The organism is Haloarcula amylovorans (assembly GCF_004681185.1).
GTDB lineage: Archaea > Halobacteriota > Halobacteria > Halobacteriales > Haloarculaceae > Haloarcula > Haloarcula amylovorans.
Genome location: NZ_SRIF01000001.1, coordinates 380,070 through 400,208 on the forward strand (window position 1 = coordinate 380,070; position 20,139 = coordinate 400,208).

The window sequence follows — 20,139 nt, forward strand, 5'->3', positions numbered from 1 at the left end:
GCGCTGTCGTTACCGTGTCCGTCATGTCGAACTGAATAGACTGTTATCTATCGTTATGAATATATATGTCCTAATATGTGGTCTAACAACACTAATACCTTCAGGATTATCCTTTTATGGAGTGTTCAGCTAGTAGCGCGCATACATGGTTGAGCGACACGACAGCGATGAGTCTGTGAGCGAGGCCGGACTCGCAGACCCGACGGACGCCCGGTCGAACTGCGGCGTCGGGGTCGTGATGGACCTCGATGGCGGCAGCGACCACGAGACAGTACAGGACGGTCTGCAACTCCTCGAAAACCTCGAACACCGAGGGACCACGGGGGCCGAACAGAACACCGGCGACGGCGCGGGCATCATGCTGCAACTGCCCCACGAGTTTTTCGCGGACGAGATGGACGCCGACCTCCCGGACCCCGGCGAGTACGCCATCGGGACGCTCTTTCTGCCACAGGACGAGGACGACGCCGCCGACCTGAAAGATCTCGTTGAGACGGAACTCGCCGGTGAAGGACTTGCCGTCCTCGACTGGCGCGACGTTCCGACGAACAACGCAGACATCGGACAGACCGCACGCGATGCCGAGCCCGCCGTCGCCCAGTTCGCGGTCACATCTGAGGACGGGAAGACGGGCCAGGAACTCGATAACCAGCTCTACGTCGGCCGTCGAGTGGTCGAAAACACCGTCGGTGAGGAGCGACCGGCCGGACACGAGCGTTTCTACGTCGTCTCGCTGGCGACGGATGTCATCGTCTACAAGGGCCTGCTAAAGGCCGAGCAACTCCCCGAATACTACCCTGACCTCGCCGATGACCGTCTGACTTCTACCTTCGCGATGGTCCACGCCCGCTTCTCGACGAACACGCTGGGCGCGTGGCACCTCGCACACCCCTACCGCCGCATCATCCACAACGGCGAGTTCAACACCATTCAGGGCAACATCAACTGGATGCGGGCCCGCGAGACGGACATCGAGAGCGAGCGGTTCAGCGACGATAGCGAGGAGCGAAGCTCCTCGGACATCGAGAAGATAAAGCCCATCATCGACGACCCGGACCAGTCCGACACCGCCAGCGTCGACAACGCGCTCGAACTCTTACTGCAGGGTGGCCGTGACCTCCCGCACGCACTCCGGATGCTCATCCCCGAGGCGTGGCGCGGCGAGATGAACGACGTGGCCGGCGACCGACGCGATTTCTACGACTACCACGCCTCACTGGTCGAACCGTGGGACGGTCCCGCGCTGGTCGCGGCGACGGACGGCGAACGTATCGGTGCCGTCCTCGACCGGAACGGACTGCGCCCCTGTCGCTACGACATCTTAGAGAACAACACGCTCGTGATGTCCTCGGAGGCCGGCGCGCTCGACCACGACGCCAGCGAAATCGCGGAGCGGGGGCGTCTCCAACCCGGCCAGTGTTTCCTCGCCGACCCCGAGGAAGGACGGGTCATCCCCGACGCGGAAGTGTTCGAGGACATCGGCGACGAGAAGTACGGCGAGTGGGTCGCCGAAGAGCAGGTCGACATCGACGATGTCGCCGCCCGCGAAGACAACACACCCCAGACCGAGGCCACCGGCCTGCGGAGCCAGCAGGCGATGTACGGCTACACGTACGACGAGGTGGACCACCTCATCGAACCGATGGCCGAGAAGGGGAAGGACCCGGTCGGGTCGATGGGCGACGACACGCCGCTGTCGGTGCTCTCGCAGTTCAACCGTCCCCTGTTCACCTACTTCAAGCAACTGTTCGCGCAGGTCACTAACCCGCCGCTGGACTACATCCGCGAGGAACTGGTCACCTCGCTGGAATCCCGATTGGGCTACCAGCGCAACTTACTCGACGAATCACAGGCACACGCCCGCCAACTCGTCCTCGACTCGCCAATCCTCACCGACGAGGAGACGGCGGCCATCAAAGAGCTAGACGAGAACGGCATGTCGACGGCGGTCGTCGACATCACCTACGAGCGCGGCACCGACCTCCGCGAGGCCGTCGAAGACGTGCGGAGCGAGGCCGACGCCGCCGCCGAGGACCACGACATTATCGTCCTCTCGGACCGAGACGCCGGGCCGGACCGCGTCCCCATCCCGTCGCTGCTCGCCGTCGGTGGCGTCCACCACCACCTCGTCCGCAACGGCCTGCGCAACCACGTCGGTCTCGTCCTCGAATCCGGCGACCCGCGTGCTGTCCATCACTTCGCGACGCTCATCGGCTATGGCGCGGGCGCGGTCAACCCCTACCTCTCCTATCAGACCATCGACGACCTCGTTGCCGGTCCCGACGGCGCAGACCTCTCGGCGGCCATCGACGCCTACATCACCGCCGTCGAGGACGGCCTGCTGAAGACGATGGCGAAGATGGGCATCTCCACCGTCGAGAGCTATCAGGGAGCCCAGATCTTCGAGGCCGTCGGTCTCTCCTCGGATTTCATCGCCGAGTACTTCGAGGGAACGACCTGTCGCACCGAGGGAATCGACATCGACGACATCGAGGAGGACCTCCTCCAGCGACACGACGTCGCCTGGAGCGAGGAGGAGCCCGACATGCCCCGACAGGGCGAGTACGAGTTCCGCTCGAACGGCATCCACCACCAGTGGAACCCCAACACGGTCGGCAAGATTCAACAGGCCGTCCGGATGGGCGACTACGAACTCTATCAGGAGTTCGCCGAACTCATCAACGACCAGAACGAGCAACTCCAGACGCTCCGCGGGCTGCTCGAACTGGACTCGGACCGTGACTCCGTCCCTATCGAGGACGTCGAGCCGGTCGACGACATCGTGAAACGATTCGAGACGGCGGCGATGTCGCTGGGGTCGCTCTCGCCGGAGATGCACGAGAACAACGCCATCGCCATGAACCGGATGGGTGCCAACGCCAACACCGGCGAAGGCGGCGAACCACCCGAGCGGTTCGACACCGAGAAGGAGTGTACGACCAAGCAGGTCGCCTCGGGTCGCTTCGGCGTCACCGCTCACTACCTCGAATCGGCCGACGAGCTCCAGATCAAGATGGCTCAGGGGTCGAAACCCGGCGAAGGCGGCCACCTGCCCGGGAAGAAGGTCAACGAGATGATCGCCCACGTCCGCTACGCGACGCCGGGCGTCGGTCTCATCTCGCCGCCGCCGCTGCACGACATCTACTCCATCGAGGACCTCAAACAGCTCATCCACGACCTGAAGGCGTCGAACCCCGAGGCCGACATCAACGTCAAACTGGTCGCCGAGGACGGCATCGGCACCATCGCGGCCGGCGTCGCCAAGGCCAACGCCGACGTGGTCCATATCTCGGGCCACGACGGCGGGACCGGTGCGTCGCCGAAGACCTCCATCAAGAACGCCGGCCTCCCGTGGGAACTCGGCGTCGCGGAGGCCAACCAGATGCTCCGCGCGACGGGGCTCCGCTCGCGCATCAAGGTCACTGCCGACGGCGGGATGAAGACCGGCCGTGACGTGGCCGTCGCCGCGCTCCTGGGTGCCGAAGGGTACACGTTCGGGACCGCCTCGCTGGTCACGTCGGGCTGTGTGATGGCCCGGCAGTGCCACGAGAACACCTGCCCGGTCGGCATCGCCACGCAGAACGAGAACCTGCGGAGTCGGTTCCCCGGCGAACCGCAACACGTCATCAACTACATGACGTTCGTCGCACAGGAACTCCGCGAGATAATGGCCGAACTCGGCTTCGAATCGGTTGAGGAGATGATCGGGCGGGTCAACGTCCTCGAACAGCGAGACGACGTGACCCAGCCGAAGGCCAAGAAGATCGACCTCTCGTCGGTCATCGCGGAACCTGTCGACAACGACGGCCGCTACAAACAGCGCGAACAGAACCACGAGGTCGACGAACAGCTCGACTGGGAGATTCTCGACGCGGCCGAACCCGCTCTCGAAAGCGGCGAACCGGTCGCCGTCGATACTGATGTGAACAACGTCGACCGGGCCGTCGGTGCGACGCTGTCGAACCGCATCTGTCGGACGTACGGCGGCGACGGCTTGCCCGACGACACCGTCCGGGTCGACCTGAACGGCACGGCCGGGCAGTCCTTCGGCGCGTTCCTCGCACAGGGCGTGACGATGGACCTCACCGGGACGGCCAACGACTACGTCGGCAAGGGACTCTCCGGCGGCAAACTCGTCGTCAACACGCCCGCCGAAGCGTCCTACGAGGCCAGCGAGAACATCGTTATCGGCAACGTCGCGCTGTATGGCGCGACCCAGGGCGAGGCCTACATCAACGGGCAGGCCGGCGAGCGATTCGCGGTGCGCAACTCCGGCGTCAAGGGCGTCGTCGAGGGCGTCGGCGACCACGGCTGTGAGTACATGACCGGTGGCGCGATCGTCGTCCTCGGCGAGACCGGCAAGAACTTCGCGGCCGGGATGTCCGGCGGCGTCGCCTACGTCTACGACCCAGCGGACAACCTCGCCGAACAGGCCAACACCGGCATGGTCTCCATCGAGAACAGTTTGGAAGGCAAAGACCGCGGGATGATAACTCGCCTCGTGGAGAACCACGCGGCCTACACGGGCTCCGAGAAGGCGGCCGAACTGCTCGAAGACTGGGACGCCGAAGTCCAGAACTTCACGAAGGTGATGCCCGACGCCTACGCGGAGGTCATCTCCGACCGGGAACGCGACGACGTGCGCAACGAACCGCCGGCCGCGGCGTCAGCCCCGGCCGACGCGGCAGACGAGATGGACTTCGCGGCCTCCTCCGACGACTGACGGGAACGGATACGCTGCCCGTCGTTCGTTCGCTGGACGATTGCGTCGCGACGACCTCTCGACTATTGTAACATATCCACCAAAATACCTTTTCGCCGTCCGTGAGTGTGCCACGGTATGGCACCCGCCGAACCGGAGCGCGTCGCGTCGTACCTCGAGAGCGAGGTCGGTGACGAACTGCGTAGCGTCATCTACTACGCCGAGGACACCTTCGAAGTCGTCTACGCGAGAGAGGACGTTCGCTCGCAGTACACCGACCGAGACCTGGAGAAGGTTCGGCAGGAACTGGGCATCACATCCTTTGGAAAGCCGGCGATGGAGGACCTCTACGTCCACGGCGATCTGAAGTGTACCGTCCACTGCTTCGAGGAGGCCATCGAGCTGCAGTTCGTCGCCAGCGACACAGAGGGGGTCGCCGTCGCGCTCGACCCGGCGGCGTTCGTCGCCCAGCGCGCGTTCATCGTCCGATGCATGGAGGAGGCCGGCTTCGGGTACGACTGAGGCCGGCTTCGGGTACGACTGAGGCCGGTCGTCGCGCTCGATTGGCCGCCACCCCACTCGTTTTGACACCGCCGACCGTTACGGCAGATATGGACCAGGTTCTCATTATCGGTGGCACGCGGTTCATCGGCCGCTACACCGTCTCTGAATTCCTCGACGCCGACTACGACGTGACGATATTCAACCGAGGGAACCACGATAACCCGTTCGCAGACGACGAGGACGTGACCCACGTCCCGGGGAATCGCCGCGACCGCGAGGACCTCGTGGCCGCCCGCGACGAGTGTGACCCCGACGTGGTCGTCGATTGCGTGGCCTACTTCCCCGAGGACGTTCGGGTTGCCACCGACGTGTTCGCTGACGTCGACGCCTACGTCTACGTCTCCAGCGGCGCGGCCTACGGCGAAGAGCGGGTGCCGAAACGTGAAGACGACACGGCGCTCGCCTCGTGTAACGAGGACGAGGCGACGACCGACAGCAGCGCGACGTACGGTCCCCGCAAAGCCGAGGGTGACCGTGAGGTTTTCGCGGCCGCCGAGGGCGGCGTGCGAGCGATGAGCGTCCGGCCCACCGTCGTTTACGGCCCGCACGACTACACCGACCGCTTTGCCTACTGGGTCGACCGGGTGGCCGTCCAAGACCGCATTGTCGTCCCAAGCGACGGGATGAGCCTTTGGCAGATGGCATACGTCGAGGACGTGGCGAGTGCGCTTCGGATCGTCGCCGAGGAGGGCACAGCGGGTGAGGCCTACAACGTCGGCGACGAACACGCACCGATGCTGAGCCAGTGGATAGATCTGCTGGCTGAGACGCTGCAGACGGGCGTCGAGACGGTCGGCGCGACAGAGCGCGACCTTGCGCGACACGGCCTGACGCCGCAAGATTTCCCGATTCACCGGGCGTCACCCCATCTGCTGGAGACGGCGAAACTCCGATCCCTGGGGTGGTCCTCGACGCCGCACCGGGTGGCACTCCAGCGGACGGTCGAGGAACACCAGGAGAACGACCGGACCGGGCGGCAGTTCGGGCCGGACCGCGACGTCGAGGAGGAACTGCTCGACGACCTGACGGAGTGACGAACGAGAAGTGTGGGAAGTTAGAGGCCGAGTGCCGGCACCCATGCCGACCCGGGGAAGACACCGAGGATGTATAGTATCGCGATAGTGAACGTCGCCAGCGTGATGGCCGCTGCTGGCGGGTCCCAGTGGGTATCGGCGTGGGCGTAGAAGATCCGCTGCCACACCTCGCCGAGTAACGCGCCGTAGATACCGAAGATGGCTGCGACGATAACGACAAGCAGGGCGCTTCCACCGGGGTCACTGGCGACGACGGCAGCCCCGGCAGTCGAAGCGGGCAGCGTCATGTGGTGTGTCACCGGAATCTTCTCGACGCCGAGGTTGAGGAAGGTGAGCGACGCCGCCGAGATGCCGAAGCCGAGGAAGTAACTCCCCGTTTCGAGCCAGATGTACCCCCCGAGAACGCCGGTTACGAAGCCGATGAAGGCAACGCCCGGCCACTTGTACTGATGGGGAAGCCACGGTTCGACGGCGAAGCGTTCCTCGCCCGCCTTGTCGGCGTCACCCGACACTTCGTCCTCGGCTCGCTTCTCGCCGCGCGCGAACGGCGTCATGTCGAGGATGCCGTCACCGGCGACGACGCCGATGATGGAGTACCCGAAGACGAGTCGGTGGAGCAACGCGCTGAGCGTGACGCCCATCGCGATGGGGTCCCACGGGAGCATCAGTCCAGCGGACAGTTGTCTGATGAGCATTCCGACGATGCCGAACGCACCGCCGACGGCGAGGTGACTTGGTTTGGTGCCGAGCGCAAAGGTGATGGCCTTCGCGTTGTGGTAATCGAAGGCCGCACCCATCTCGTTCTGCCTGGCGGCGTAGGCGGCGGCGGCCGCGCCCCCGGCGAAGGAAACGTGGGGGCCGAACACCGGACCGAAGGCGACTGCGCCGGTGATACTACCCGCCAGTTCGGCTCCGGCGTAGGCCGCGGCCTCGCCGATGGCGACGAGGAAGCCGGTGAAACAGAACGCCGGGAGCGCGCCGAGCGCGGCTCCGAACGCGCCCCCTGCGAAGGCGGCGATGATGAGGACGACGAACGTCGAGAGTTCGAGGCCGATAATCGGCAACTGTAACGCTGTGATTACCATTTGTAACTCCGTCCGTATTCGACCGGGGACGGCCCCGCCGTCGCACGACTGACCGAGCCTCCTGTCCCCTGTTTCCGTGCCTGACCGCTCAATCCGGCGTGTGTCGCGTCCATATGATGAATCCTCCGTGTCGGCGGTGCTGGCTACCCAGCTTCCGCCTCGACACGAAAGATAACTCTATCTGACATATAGTTTCGACCCCATTACCGGCCGAACAGCGGCCGTCGTTCGTCTGACCGACGCGAACGGGACCGTTGCGGGGTTGTGGGGTAATCGGTGGCTACGCCGGCCGGACAGTCGCCTGTTTGCATTCGTAGTCTTCGAGGAACGCGCCGTAGCCGCCGACGCTGATACGTTCGGTCCCGGTATCGACTATTAGCGAGTTTTCGAAGCCGAAGTCGCTGTTCGCGGGTTCGACGAGGTTCTGTCGGGCGTCGACGACGGTCCCGGTGACGGTTTCGAAGGGGTCGTCGGTTCCGACCCGCCGGGCGTAGAGGTCGACGCTGACGTCGGTCCCGGTCCGCATCTGGAGTTCCGCCGCGAAGACAGTGTGGCGGAACATCTCGTAGGTCACCGGCAACGAGGACGGGCGGGTGACGAGCAGTTCCTCGCCTATAGGCCAGTAGTTTCCCAGATACGACCCGACCAGCACCGCGGCGACGGCGTCCTGTCTGAATGTGATGGCGCGGGTCTGGTCGTGGTCCCAACTCAGCATGGTCGCTGGCGAGACGAATCCTCGTTCTTGGTCGGTCGCCAACAGTGACGGTGCGCCGGCCAGTCCGGACCTGACGACGTTCGCGAGTCCGTCGAGACGGCCGCCCGTCTCCGAGATCGATTCGAGGTCCGATTTCGACTCGTCGCCCTCGTGGGCACCGAGCGTTAGCAATACGAGGACGCCACGTTCGCGGGCCCGCCTGAGCGCATCGGCGACGACGGGTAACCGACGGGCCGGCAGTTGCAGTATCACCTCGGATTCGGCGGCGTCGATGTGGCTCACCAACCGTTTGCCGATGGTCGCCCGGGATTTGACGACTTCGAACGTCTCGTCGTCGTCCGTCGGTCGCTCGTACCGAGCGGTGACGGCCGACTCCAATGTGTCGAGGTCGGTCCGGAGCGCCCCGAACGCTTCGGCGGGCGGCACCGCTCGAATCTCGGTGGGAGTTCGGTGATCGTCGACGGCGACGAAGCCGTCGGCCGCGAGGTCGTCACAGATGTCGTAGACGTAACTGGTCGAGACGCCGGCGGCCTCCGCGACGGTACTCGCTGTCGCCGACCCGCGCTCGACGACGGCGAGGTACGTCTCGGCCGCGGTCTCGGAGAAGCCGTACTGTTGGAGTTTCGCTCGTATCGTTTCCGTTTCTGATGGCGGTTGGTCCGACATGGTTTGAGAGGCCGCCGTGCGCTTCGGCGGCTGAGTCTGGTCGATGGACCCGTACTCGCTACGGTGGTATAGTCCTTCGTTAGAACAGGGTGCGGTGGTGTCACCGACTGCTGTGGGGAGACGACCCCGATGGTCACGCCGTCCCCATCGACGATGGCGGCTCGGTTCCACGCCAAGCCGATGACGCCGTTAGCGCCCCGATACGGCGGACGTACCGGCAACTCGCTACAACAACCGCTCTCAGTCGTCGTAGCTGCGGATGCCCTGCATCAGGGCTTTGACGTCGTCCATTCCTCGCTCGCCGTCGTTGTTGATGTCGTAGCGACCGGGGACGGGGTCGTCGTCGGTGATGCTTCGGGTGTTCTTGACCGTGAGCGTCGCCGTCGGGCCGTCCTGCCCGACCGTGAGCTCGTAGTCGCCGGCCTCGACGACTTTCGGTTGGACGCCGAGGATGTCGCCGGGGACGACTTCCAGCGCAGTGAGGTCCGCGGTCACCTCGACTGTCTTCGTCTCGCCGGCGGCGAGCGAAACCCGTTCGTAGCCGAGCAGTCGGCGGAGCGGCTGGAGGACCGACCCGTAGGACTGGGTGTTGAACACCTCGACGATGTGGTCGCCGGCCATTCCGCCGGTGTTGGTCACTTCGACGCTGACGGAGACCTCCGACTGGTTGGCCGGGTTGCCGACGGTACTGCGCGACAGCGAGACGTTGCCGTACTCGAAGGAACTGTAGCTCAGCCCGTGACCGAACTCGTACAGCGGGGTGTTGTCCGTCGCGCCGGTCGATGTCGGCGGGTAGCGGTTGTACTGCACCGGCGTCGTCCCGACGGGCGTTCCCTCGTTGGTGGGCCAACTAAAGGCGAGTTTGCCCGACGGATTGTAGTTGCCCACGAGGGTGTCGCTGATGGCCGCGCCGCCGTCGCTTCCGGGTTCGCCGGCGAACAGCAAGGCGTCGAGTTTCTCGAACGTCTCGGGCGACCCGCGCGGACTGCCGGCAAGCATGACGCCGACGACGGGCGTCGAGTCGCTCGTCTCGTCGTTGACCACGTCGATGAGTCGCTGCTGGGACTCGTCCAAGACGAGTTCGTCGCGGTCACCGAACCCTTCGTTGTGACAGCCCTCGCCGATGACGACGACGACGGCGTCGGCGTCCGGGGCGGCCGACCGGACCTGACTCTCCTGCTCGTCAGTGAAGTCGAACTCCCCGTTCTCGTCGCTTTGCTGGTTCTCTGCGTCGCCCTGCCCGGCCCACCACGTCGTGTTCTCGTAGGACGTGGGGACGTGGGTCAGGCTCCCGACGCAATCTTCGAGTTCGTCCACCAGCAGGCGCTGGCGCGGGAACGGACCGCTCCCGCTCGGCCCCTGCCAGCCGAGCGTCCAGCCACCGTGTTGCATCAGCGCGCGGGTGTTGTTGCCCTCGCTGTCGACGCCCGGCCCGGTCAGCAGGACGTTCTCGTCGCCCGAGAGCGGGAGGGTATCGTCGGCGTTCTTCAAGAGTACCATCGACTCTTTAGCCATCTGCTCGGAGGTTTCCTTCGCACCGCCGAGGACGCCGTCGATACGGGACTCGTCGACGGTCGGTTCCTCGAACAGGCCGAGGTCGGCCTTGAGTTCGAGGATGTTTCGCACCGCTTCGTCGATGCGGTCTGCGGTGATTTCGCCGTCCCTGACGAGGCTGACGACAGTGTCGATAAACTGGACCGGACCGGGGGCGCTCCCGCCGTTGCCGATCATGTACATGTCGATACCGGCGTTGATGGCTTCCTTCGTCGCCGTCCGGAAGTCCGGGGCGTAGTCGTGGTTCGTGATCATCCGGTTGAGGTCGTCCCAGTCGGAGACGATCATCCCCTCGAAGCCGTAGTTCTCTCGGAGCATCCGCGTCAGGAGCCAGTGAGAGGCGTGTGCGGGGACGCCGTTGACCGCGCCGCTGTTGACCATAACGGTACCGGGTTCCGCCTGCAGGGCCTCGCGGTACGGCGGGAAGATGTTCGTCCGGAGGTCACGCAGTGACGTCGAAGCCGGCGCGCGGTCGTTGCCGTTGTTCGGGATGGAGTACGCGCCGAAGTGCTTGACACAGGAGGTGAGGCGGTCGTCGTTCTCCAGCCCTCGCGCTCGTGCTCGCGAGACGTCGCCTTCCAGTTTCGGGTCCTCGCTGATACCCTCGAAGAAGCGACCCCAGCGGGGGTCACGCTGGAGGTCCGTCGTCGGCGCGAACGTCCAGTGTGCTCCCATCGAGACGGTCGAGTCACTGGTGTGTTCCTCGGCCTTCTCGACGAGGTCCGGGTTCCGCGTCGACCCCATGTTGAGTCGCTGCGGGAAGACGGTCGCGCCTTCGAGCAGGCCGTTCCCGTGAGTCGCGTCGACGCCGTAGAGGAACGGGATGTCGTGGTCGGCGTTCTGCAGGTTGTACTCCTGCAGGTCGTTGATGCCCGAGACCACTTCGTTGCCGTCAAAGCTCGGCGGTGCGGCCCCTCCTGAGAGAATCGACCCGACGCCGAGTTCGCTGAAGTACTCGCCGACGGTGTCGACGCCGAAACTGTCGGGGACGTTCGAGCCCTCGGGTTCGGGTTCGAACGAACTGATGGCGACCTGAGTCATCTGTGCCGCCTTCTGTTCGAGACTCAGGGTCGAGATGATGGTCTCGATGTCCTCGTCGGTCTGTGCCGCCGCCGCGCCGGTACCAGCCCCCACCGCAGCCGTCGCCGTTGCCGCGCCAGTAGCTTTCATGAACGTTCGCCGGGACGTCTCCGCTACGCCGTCGTCAGTCGTGTCGGGATTATCTGCCATCGCGTCTGTACCCAAACGATGATGTACATAATTGTTTCTGGTAAACAATGGTGAGACGACTGTCAAAGCTTTTCAATACATATATTTATGATAGAAAAGAACCACGCTCCCACCCGTCGAGAACAAACCATTTTCTCACCGCGGGGACGACAGGAGGTATGTTCGATAAATCGACGTGGATTCGCTTACCGCGAAACGTCGTGGTGGGTCACGGGGTACTCGACCAGACGCTCGACGCGGTGGACGAACTCCATCTGGCTGGGCGGCCGCTGGTCGTCTCCAGTCCGACACCGCACGCCGTCGCCGGCGAGCGCGTCGTCGACCAGTTCGAGGACGCGGGCTACGACCCGGCCGAAGTCGTCATCGACGAGGCCAGTTTCGACGCCGTCCAACAGGTCATCGCCCACGCCGAAGACGTGGACGCGGGGTTCATGCTCGGTGTCGGCGGCGGGAAGGCCATCGACATCACGAAGATGGCGGCCGACGACCTGGGACTCGGCTTCGTCTCCGTCCCGACGGCGGCCAGCCACGACGGCATCGTCTCGGGGCGGGGATCCGTGCCGGAGGGCGATACGCGCCACAGCGTCGCCGCCGAACCGCCGCTGGCCGTCGTCGCCGACACGGAAGTCTTAGCGGAAGCGCCGTGGCGATTGACGACGGCCGGGTGTGCCGACATCATCTCGAACTACACGGCGGTTCGGGACTGGGAACTCGCTCACCGCCTGAAGAACGTCCCCTACTCCGAGTACGCCGGCGCGCTCTCGCAGATGACCGCCGAGATGCTCGTCGACAGCGCGAGTTCTATCAAGAAGGGGTTAGAGGAGTCATCGTGGATCGTCGTGAAGGCGCTGGTCTCTTCTGGCGTCGCCATGTCCATCGCGGACTCCTCGCGGCCGGCCAGCGGTGCGGAACACCTCTTCTCTCACCAGCTGGACCGCATCGCGCCCGACCCGGCGCTACACGGCCATCAGGTCGGCGTCGGTGCCATCATGACGGAGTACCTCCACAGCGGACCGAAGGGGCGCTGGCGCGACGTTCGGGACGCGCTGGCGGCCATCGGCGCGCCGACGACGGCAGACGAGTTGGGTATCGACGACGAGACTATCGTCGAGGCGCTGACGACGGCTCACGAGATACGTGACCGCTATACAGTTCTGGGCGACGGAATGAGCGAGGAAGCGGCCATCGAAGCGGCGACGGTCACCGGCGTCGTCTAGACGAGCTCGGCGACCGGGTCCGGGTCGGTGTCCCACCGCACCGCCTCGTCGGTAGCCGCTTCGGCCTCGGCGAGTTCCGCGGTGAAGACGACGCCGAGCCGGTACACCGCCGGTGCCGTCTCGTCGTCGGCGTTGCGGATGCCCGAGATGGTCGCGCTCGTCGCGTCCGTCACCACGCAGTCGACGCCGGTAGCGTCACGGACGATTCGCTCTGTGGCCTCGGTCAGTTGCTCGTCGGCGTGTGGTTGCCCCCGCGGCACGCCCCAGCCGCTGTCCCCCTCGTTGAGCAACACCGCGCCAGAGCCGTCCCGAACCACCACCTGAACGTCGATATGCCCCTCCTCGGCCTGGTCGAGCGCACGTCGATAGCTGTCCTCGGCCACTTCGAACGTCGTCTGTGTGACCGTCGGCGACCCGACTTCGGACTCGATGCGCTCCAACCACTCCTTGATCCGCGTCCGCGAGCGGTCGGATACGTTCATATTCCGAGGGAGACGAGCCAATCGTATAAACCCGGCTAACTGTTCTCACCGGCTGAAACGACACGACAGCCGCCCGAATCCGAGCGTTCGACCGCCGCTCAGACGTGGTCGTCCAGAAAGTCCACGACGCGCGTGTACGCCTCGATGCGGTTCTCGCGCTTGCTGATGCCGTGGCCCTCGTCGTCGAATATCAGCTTCTCGACGGGGACGCCGTGGGCTGCGACCTCCTCAGCGATCTGCTCGGCCTCACCGACGGGGACCCGCGGGTCGTTCGCACCGTGGAGGACGAACAGCGGCGCGGCGATGCGGGAGACGTTGTTGATCGGGGAGACCGATTCGAGAAAGTCGCGGTCCTCGGCGAGCGACCCGTACTCCGCTTCGCGCAACTCGCGTCGCCATTCGCCCGTGTTTTCGAGGAAGGTGACGAAGTTGGCGATCCCGACGATATCGACGCCCGCCGCCCACAGGTCGGGGTACTCGGTGAGCGAGGAGAGTACCATGAACCCGCCGTAGGAACCGCCCATGGCGACGATTCGGTCGGGGTCGACCGCCGGCTGGCCGTGCAGCCACTCGACGCCCGCTCTGATGTCCTTCACCGAGTCCAGTCGCTTCTCCACGTCGTCGAGATGGGTGTAAGCCTTCCCGTAGCCGGTCGAGCCGCGGACGTTCGGTTCGAGGACGGCGTAACCCCGCGAGAGGAAATACTGCGTGAGACCGGCGAAGGAGGGACGGCGCTGGCTCTCGGGACCGCCGTGGATGTCCACGATGACGGGAGCCGTGCCGTCCTCGTCGGCTTCCGGCGGTAGGGAGAGCAGCGCCGGAATCTCGCGGCCGTCGAAGCTCTCGAAGCGGACGACCTCCGGTTCGACGAACGTCTCCTGCGGGATGCCGGCCGTCGAGGCGTGGGTCCAGCGCTCGCTCTCGCCGGTCGCCGTCTCGATGACGAAGACGTTCGTGTTGACGGTGCGTCCCGTGACGGAGACGGCGAAGCGCTCGGCGTCGGGACTCCACGCCACGCCGCCGGCCAACCCACCGGGGAGGTCCGGCGTCGAGAACTCCGCGATGGTCGTCGTGTCTTCGAACTCGCCGACGGTGAGTTCGTTGTACCCTTCGACGTTCTTCGAGTAGGCCACGCGACCGCTCGCCTGGTCGATGGCGACGCCGTCGATGTTCCACTGCTCGTCCGCTCGGACGATTTCGAGGTCGCCAGATAGCGAGAGACGGGCCAGCGAGAGCGTGTCGCTTCGCTCGTCGGTGACCAGATACAGCGCGTCGCCATCCGGACCCCACGAGACGCTGGTGTAGCGGACGCTGCCCTCGTGGGGCGTCAGATGCGTCAGGTCGCCCGAGTCGACGTTCAAGACGTAGACGTCCTGGTCGAAATTGGAGTGGGCCTCGCTCAAAATCAACTGCTCGCCGTCGGGCGACCACCCGCCGACAGTGAACCAGCCGTCGCCCTCGTAGACCAACTCGGCGTCCTCGCCCGCCTCCTCGCGGCCCTGCACGTACACGTCGAAGACCGATTCGTCGCGGCGGTTCGAGGCGAAGGCGAAGGCCTCGCCGTCGGGTCGCCACCCGCCCCAGCGGTGCTTGGCGTCTGGCATCCCCGTGAGGTTCGTGATTCGCCCCTTAGCGTCCAGCAGAAATAGCTGCGTGCGCTCGTTGCCGCCCTCGTCCATCCCGAAGACGAGTTCCGAGCGTTCGGGGGAGTACTCGACGAAGCTCACCGGTTCGTCGTAGAAGGTGCGCTGTTCGGGCCAGCGACCGGCGGCATCGAGCGTCCAGACCTGTGAGACGCCCGTCGCGTCGTGGAGGAACGAGAGCGTCCCGTCGGGCGCGAACGAAGCGCCGTAGGCGCTCCGGACGTTGAGATAGCGTTCGAGGTCGTAGTCGTACACGCCCGTTGGGAGGGACGAGCGGGCAAAATCAGTTGCGGCGAACGGGTGGATTTTTGACACCCCCCGTCGACGAATTCGGTATGCGTGTCGCGGTCGTCGCCATGGAGACGAGTCACTACCGGGACACCGACGGCCGACGGCGCATCGAACGGGTCGCACGCGAACTCGCCGACGCCGGGCACGAGGTGTCGGTGTTCTGCTCGCAGTGGTGGGACGGATTCGACAAGCGGTTCACTCCCGAGGAAGTCACCTATCGGGCAGTCACCGTCTCGCCGACCGAGCCCTCCTTCTGTACGCGACTGCCCGCGTTGCTGGCGAAGTTCCGCCCGGACGTCGTCCACGCGATTCCGTCCCCGCCGTCGGTCGTCCTCGCGGCCAACCTCGGTGCATCGCTCGCTCGCTCGCCGCTGGTCGTCGAGTGGTACGGCGACGATAGCCTGCCCGACGCTCACCGGACAGACTGGTCCGTCCGCGTGCCCGACCAGTTCGTCACGCCCTCCGAACTCGTCCAGACGCGTCTCTGGGAAGCCGGCGCGTCGGCCGACCAGACGACGGTCCTCCCCGAGAGCATCGACATGGACCTCGTCCGGGGAGCCGACCCCGCCGATGAGGTAGACGTCGTCTACGCCCACCCGTTAGACGAGAGCGCCAACGTCGAGTCGCTGTTTCTCGGACTGGCGGAACTCCGCCGGAAGGACTGGTCGGCCACGATTATCGGCGACGGCCCCGAACGCGCTTCCTACGAACGCGAGGCCGCCGACCTCCGCATCGACGACCGCGTGGCGTTCGTCGGGGCCTGTGACCGCGAACGACGCGTCTCCATCTACAAGGGCGCGCACGTCTTCGTCCAGACGGCCTTCCGGGAGTGTTTCGCTACGGACCTACTGTGGGCGCTCGCCTGTGGCTGTATCGGCATCGTCGAGTACCAGGCCGAATCCAGCGGCCACGAACTCGTCGAACATCGCGACCGGGCCTTCCGCGTCACCACGCCACAGGAGATCGCCGATAGGATCGTCGAATCGGCCGACATGGAACACCGAACCGTCGACGAGTCGCTGGCCGAGTTCGACCACGAGACCGTCCGAGGCGAGTACGAGACTCTCTACGAGCGACTGGTCGACGAACACGGACTGTTCTGAGTCGGGTGGCGCAACGTCACCCGGTGCGGTGAAATCGGTGACGAGGAAATCGACGGAGCCGAAACCGTAGACGAACGATCAGTACGGAATGAGGCGGAACCCCTCGGGGACGAGGAGTCCGAACACGAGGAACAGCGCGGCGGCGACGCCCGCCGCGATGAGGGCGTACGGGGCTTGACTCCTGACGTGGACCATGTGGTCACTCCCGCTCGTCGACGACGCCAGGACGGTCGTGTCGCTGATGGGCGAGGTGTGGTCGCCGAAGATGCCGCCGCTGAACACTGCGCCGAGAACGAGCGGGAGGTTCGCCCCGGTCGAGAACGCCAGCGGGATGGCGATGGGGAACATGATGCCGTAGGTCGACCACGAGGAGCCGTCGGAGAAGCTGACCGCCGACGTGACGAGGAAGACGCCGACCGGGACGACGAACGCGGGCACGCCGCCGAAGACGTTCGTCACGAACGAGGAGATGCCAAGAAGCGACACCGCGTTCTGGATGGAACTGGCGAACATGAGGATGACGGCAGCCAGCAGGATACCTTTGAAGCCGACCATCATCGCGTCGGTGGCGTCGTCGTTCGACGGGATATCGCCCTTCCAGCGGTACAGCAGGAAGGCGACGATCAGGGCAGCGAAGGACGCGATCCCGAGTTGGACGCCGCCGATGTTGAACGCCCACGGGCCGCTCGGCGGCGTGACGAGTTGCCAGCCACCGAGTTGGACCAGCGTCGTTCCCATCCCCTGCTTGCCCTCGACGTAGATGACCGGGCTGGCCCGCCAGAACATCGCGCTCAGCCCGACGACGACCATCGTCAGAATCGGCCAGGCGAAGTTCCGCCAGTCCGGGGTGGCGGTCTCGGCGACTTCGTACTCGTCCATCTCCTCGGATATCATCGGGTCGGCGTCGTCGCCGACGACTGCACCGGTTTCGCGTGCCCGCGACTCTTCGACACCCATCTCGTAGATGTTGGGGACGACCTGCCACGCGACGAGCGCCGCGAGCGCGAGCGCAATCCAGGAGTAAAAGCCCGTGAACAGCGTGTTGAAGAACAGCGGCCAGACGGCTCCCGTCGCCGCGGTCACCTGGTCGCCGCCGCTGTTGACGAAGTTGGACATGCTCGACGGGAGCGACCCCTGCTTCTGGGCCTCGACGAGGCCGCCGCCGATGAAGCCGACCATCGCCGCCCCCCACGTCGAGTAGAAAGCGAGGCGGGCCGCCGGTGACCCAGCCGAATCGACGTAGTAGGCGAGCTTGGCCCGCGAGACGTCGAATCGGTCGGTCAGCGGGCGCATCATCGAGCCGACCACGAGGCAGTTGAAGTAGTCGTCGATGTGGACGGCGATACCGGCTAAGAAGGCCGCCTTCTCGGCGTCGTCGGCCGAGTCGACACGCGCTGCGAGCGCTTCGAGGACGCCCTGTATGGCCCCCGCTCGAATCATCAGGCCGATCATGCCACCGATAGCAAAGATAGCGAGCAGGACGTTCTTGACGTACCACTCGCCGAACAGGGGTGCCGTGGCGATTATCTCGGGGACGAGCTTGAGTCCGAAGAGCGCGCCCAGTCCGATACCACCGACGCCGGTCGTCCACGAAGTCGCGTTCTCGGCCTGTGGCTGAACCGTCGCCACCTCGCCACCGGCGGTGATAAGGTCCGACGGAACCCCGACGGCCTGGGGATGCAACGCACCGATGAGGACGCTCGTGACGACGATTCCGACGAACAGCCCGATGAGGGCGTCTCGCGTGTACCAGGCGAGGCCGATGGCCACGAGCGCCGGGACGACCGACCAGGGGCCGGCCACGATTCCTTCGACCATATCTGGCCGTCCGGGTGACGACACATTAACGTACGTGTTCGCCCGCGTCGCCGCCCGACCCGCGCGAGTCACTGACTCGCGCCGACGGCCGACCGCGGCCGGCCAGACGAAACCCGTTTTGCCGTCGGTCACCTCCGGTCGGTAGTGACAGACGAGGAGCCAGCCGACTCGGAGCCTGACCGCGACGACGGCACCGACCCGGCCGTCGAACTCGACGCCGTCTACGACGCCATCGACGCCGTCGGCCGCCCACACCTGACGGCGACCGAGCTATCCAAAAAGACGGATCTGACGCCCGACGCGGCCCGCGAGGCGCTCGAAGCGCTCGCACGCGACGGTGAGATAGCGCGCCAGGACGTGAGCGAGGTCGAGTCGGTCTGGTATCCCGCCGATATCGCGGAACTGACTGACCGCGAGCGCGTCGTTCTCTTTCCGGACCGCCGGGAGGTGGTGGTCGAACACCCCGACCAGTTCACGCGGGCGCAGCTCTCGCAGTTCGCTCGCTTACAGGACTCCAATCGGTCGGGCGGCTACGTCTACGAGATGCGCGAGGCCGACATCTGGGCAGCCCCGCACGAGTCGTTAGACGACCTGCTTGCGACGATGCGCGACGTACTGGGCGAGCGCTCGCCGCACCTCGAAGAGTGGGTGACGAGCCAGTGGGAGCGCGCTCGGAAGTTCCGCCTCTACACCCACGAGGAGGGGTACGTCGTCCTCGAAGCCGAGAGCGACGACCTGATGGGCAACGTCGCCCGGCAGAAACTCGACGAGGAGTATCTTCGCGCGCCCATCTCGGACTCCGAAGCGTGGGTCAACCGGGACGCCACCGCCGAGATCAAGCGCACGTTGTACGAGGCGGGCTATCCGGTGCGGGACGACCGTGAACTGGACGAGGGCGACGCCCTGGAGATGGACCTACTGCTCCGCCTGCGGGACTACCAGGCCGACTGGGTCGAGCGATTCACCGAACAGGGTTCGGGCGTCTTCGTCGGGCCGCCGGGGTCGGGAAAGACCGTCGCGGCGATGGGGACGATGGCCGCCATCGGCGGCGAGACGCTAATTTTGGTCCCCTCGCGGGAACTGGCTACCCAGTGGCACGACGAACTGGTCCGACACACCTCGCTGACCGATGCCGATATCGGCGAGTACCACGGCGGCACCAAGGAGATTCGGCCGGTCACCATCGCCACCTACCGCACCGCCGGGATGGACCGCCACCGGAAGTTGTTCGACCAGCGTAAGTGGGGCCTCATCGTCTACGACGAAGTCCACCACGTTCCCAGCCCCATCCACCGCCGGAGCGCGGATTTACAGACCAAACACCGACTCGGCCTCACCGCGACGCCGACCCGCGAGAGCGACGACGAAGAGGAGATCTTCACGCTCGTCGGCCCGCCCATCGGCACGGACTGGGGGAAGCTGTTCGACGAGGGGTACGTCGCCGAACCCGAAGTCGAGATTCGCTTGGTGCCGTGGGGTGAGGACGACGAGCGGACGGAGTACGCCTCCACGTCGGGCCACGACCGGCGGCAGGCGGCGGCGAACAACACCGGCAAGATCGAGGAGATTCGTTACACGCTCGCCGAACACCCCGCGGCGAAGGCGCTCGTCTTCGTGGAGTATCTCGACCAGGGCGACGCCATCAGCGAAGCTATCGACGCGCCCTTCATCAGCGGCGAGACGCCTCACGCCCGCCGGGAGAAGCTGTTCGACGAGTTCCGCCGGAGCGAGCGAGACACGCTCGTCGTCTCCCGCGTCGGCGACGAGGGCATCGACTTACCCGACGCTGAACTCGCCGTCGTCGCCTCTGGTCTCGGTGGGTCGCGGCGGCAGGGCGCACAGCGCGCCGGACGGACGATGCGCCCCGCTGGCGACGCCCGCATGGTCATCCTCGCTACGCGGGGTACGACCGAGGAAGACTTCGTCCGCCGGCAGATGCGCCATCTCGCCTCGAAGGGGATTCGCGTCACCGAGACGGAAGCCGAGGCGATCGAAGCGCCCGCGACCGAGGACTGAGTTCGCGCTTCGACGATAA

The 20,139-nt window shown here is 65.5% G+C and carries 12 protein-coding genes; 6 read left to right on the top strand and 6 right to left on the bottom strand.

Annotated elements, in window-relative coordinates; genetic code table 11:
* Positions 1 to 145 precede the first annotated feature (145 nt).
* From gltB to E4S61_RS01905, 3 genes are all read left to right on the top strand, one after another.
* On the top strand, positions 146 to 4,723 hold the full coding sequence (gene gltB, locus E4S61_RS01895; protein WP_135302209.1) for a glutamate synthase large subunit: 4,578 nt from the start codon (positions 146 to 148) through the stop codon (positions 4,721 to 4,723).
* 117 nt (positions 4,724 to 4,840) lie between these two features.
* A complete protein-coding gene (locus E4S61_RS01900; RefSeq protein ID WP_135302210.1) occupies positions 4,841 to 5,224 on the top strand; it encodes a DUF7522 family protein in 384 nt (127 codons plus the stop codon).
* Positions 5,225 to 5,313: 89 nt separating this feature from the next.
* Complete coding sequence (locus E4S61_RS01905) at positions 5,314 to 6,300, top strand: NAD-dependent epimerase/dehydratase family protein (RefSeq protein ID WP_135302211.1); 987 nt, start codon at positions 5,314 to 5,316, stop codon at positions 6,298 to 6,300.
* A gap of 20 nt (positions 6,301 to 6,320) precedes the next feature.
* Here E4S61_RS01905 and E4S61_RS01910 read toward each other — a convergent pair whose 3' ends face one another.
* The 3 genes from E4S61_RS01910 to E4S61_RS01920 all read right to left on the bottom strand — a co-directional run bounded on the left by E4S61_RS01910 (position 6,321) and on the right by E4S61_RS01920 (position 11,550).
* Entirely contained in the window at positions 6,321 to 7,385 is a 1,065-nt protein-coding gene (locus tag E4S61_RS01910; RefSeq protein WP_135302212.1) for a hypothetical protein, read from the bottom strand.
* A gap of 280 nt (positions 7,386 to 7,665) precedes the next feature.
* The gene (locus E4S61_RS01915) at positions 7,666 to 8,766 is read right to left on the bottom strand and encodes a TrmB family transcriptional regulator (RefSeq protein WP_135302213.1); all 1,101 of its coding nucleotides are present in this window, start codon (positions 8,764 to 8,766) and stop codon (positions 7,666 to 7,668) included.
* 240 nt (positions 8,767 to 9,006) lie between these two features.
* Positions 9,007 to 11,550: a glycoside hydrolase family 3 protein gene (locus E4S61_RS01920; protein ID WP_135302214.1), complete on the bottom strand. Its 2,544-nt coding sequence runs from the start codon at positions 11,548 to 11,550 to the stop codon at positions 9,007 to 9,009.
* 158 nt (positions 11,551 to 11,708) lie between these two features.
* On the opposite strand from E4S61_RS01920, the gene E4S61_RS01925 reads away from it, so the two are divergent.
* A complete protein-coding gene (locus E4S61_RS01925; protein WP_135302215.1) occupies positions 11,709 to 12,767 on the top strand; it encodes an NAD(P)-dependent glycerol-1-phosphate dehydrogenase in 1,059 nt (352 codons plus the stop codon).
* Here the strand turns inward: E4S61_RS01925 and E4S61_RS01930 are convergent.
* Together E4S61_RS01930 and E4S61_RS01935 are read right to left on the bottom strand one after the other, a co-directional pair.
* Complete coding sequence (locus tag E4S61_RS01930; protein WP_135302216.1) at positions 12,764 to 13,249, bottom strand: NUDIX hydrolase; 486 nt, start codon at positions 13,247 to 13,249, stop codon at positions 12,764 to 12,766. The genes E4S61_RS01925 and E4S61_RS01930 overlap by 4 nt on opposite strands.
* Positions 13,250 to 13,347: 98 nt before the next feature.
* Complete coding sequence (locus E4S61_RS01935; protein WP_135302217.1) at positions 13,348 to 15,147, bottom strand: S9 family peptidase; 1,800 nt, start codon at positions 15,145 to 15,147, stop codon at positions 13,348 to 13,350.
* Positions 15,148 to 15,227: 80 nt separating this feature from the next.
* Here E4S61_RS01935 and E4S61_RS01940 point away from each other — a divergent pair, with 80 nt between their 5' ends.
* Positions 15,228 to 16,286 (top strand): glycosyltransferase family 4 protein, encoded by a 1,059-nt coding sequence (locus E4S61_RS01940; RefSeq protein ID WP_135302218.1) that lies wholly within the window; start codon positions 15,228 to 15,230, stop codon positions 16,284 to 16,286.
* Between the two features lie 78 nt (positions 16,287 to 16,364).
* On the opposite strand, the gene E4S61_RS01945 is transcribed toward E4S61_RS01940, so the two are convergent.
* A complete protein-coding gene (locus E4S61_RS01945) occupies positions 16,365 to 18,104 on the bottom strand; it encodes a Na+/H+ antiporter NhaC family protein (protein ID WP_135303258.1) in 1,740 nt (579 codons plus the stop codon).
* 144 nt (positions 18,105 to 18,248) lie between these two features.
* Here E4S61_RS01945 and E4S61_RS01950 point away from each other — a divergent pair, with 144 nt between their 5' ends.
* Positions 18,249 to 20,120 carry a DEAD/DEAH box helicase gene (locus E4S61_RS01950; RefSeq protein WP_135302219.1) on the top strand — a complete coding sequence of 624 codons (1,872 nt, stop codon included), beginning with the start codon at positions 18,249 to 18,251 and terminating at the stop codon, positions 20,118 to 20,120.
* Positions 20,121 to 20,139: the final 19 nt, after the last annotated feature.

Coding starts and splice junctions, on each gene's coding strand:
- gltB (WP_135302209.1), top strand. CDS start 146: ATGGTTGAGCGACACGACAGCGATGAGTCTGTGAGCGAGGCCGGACTC.
- E4S61_RS01900 (WP_135302210.1), top strand. CDS start 4,841: ATGGCACCCGCCGAACCGGAGCGCGTCGCGTCGTACCTCGAGAGCGAG.
- E4S61_RS01905 (WP_135302211.1), top strand. CDS start 5,314: ATGGACCAGGTTCTCATTATCGGTGGCACGCGGTTCATCGGCCGCTAC.
- E4S61_RS01910 (WP_135302212.1), bottom strand. CDS start 7,385: ATGGTAATCACAGCGTTACAGTTGCCGATTATCGGCCTCGAACTCTCG.
- E4S61_RS01915 (WP_135302213.1), bottom strand. CDS start 8,766: ATGTCGGACCAACCGCCATCAGAAACGGAAACGATACGAGCGAAACTC.
- E4S61_RS01920 (WP_135302214.1), bottom strand. CDS start 11,550: ATGGCAGATAATCCCGACACGACTGACGACGGCGTAGCGGAGACGTCC.
- E4S61_RS01925 (WP_135302215.1), top strand. CDS start 11,709: ATGTTCGATAAATCGACGTGGATTCGCTTACCGCGAAACGTCGTGGTG.
- E4S61_RS01930 (WP_135302216.1), bottom strand. CDS start 13,249: ATGAACGTATCCGACCGCTCGCGGACGCGGATCAAGGAGTGGTTGGAG.
- E4S61_RS01940 (WP_135302218.1), top strand. CDS start 15,228: ATGCGTGTCGCGGTCGTCGCCATGGAGACGAGTCACTACCGGGACACC.
- E4S61_RS01945 (WP_135303258.1), bottom strand. CDS start 18,104: ATGGTCGAAGGAATCGTGGCCGGCCCCTGGTCGGTCGTCCCGGCGCTC.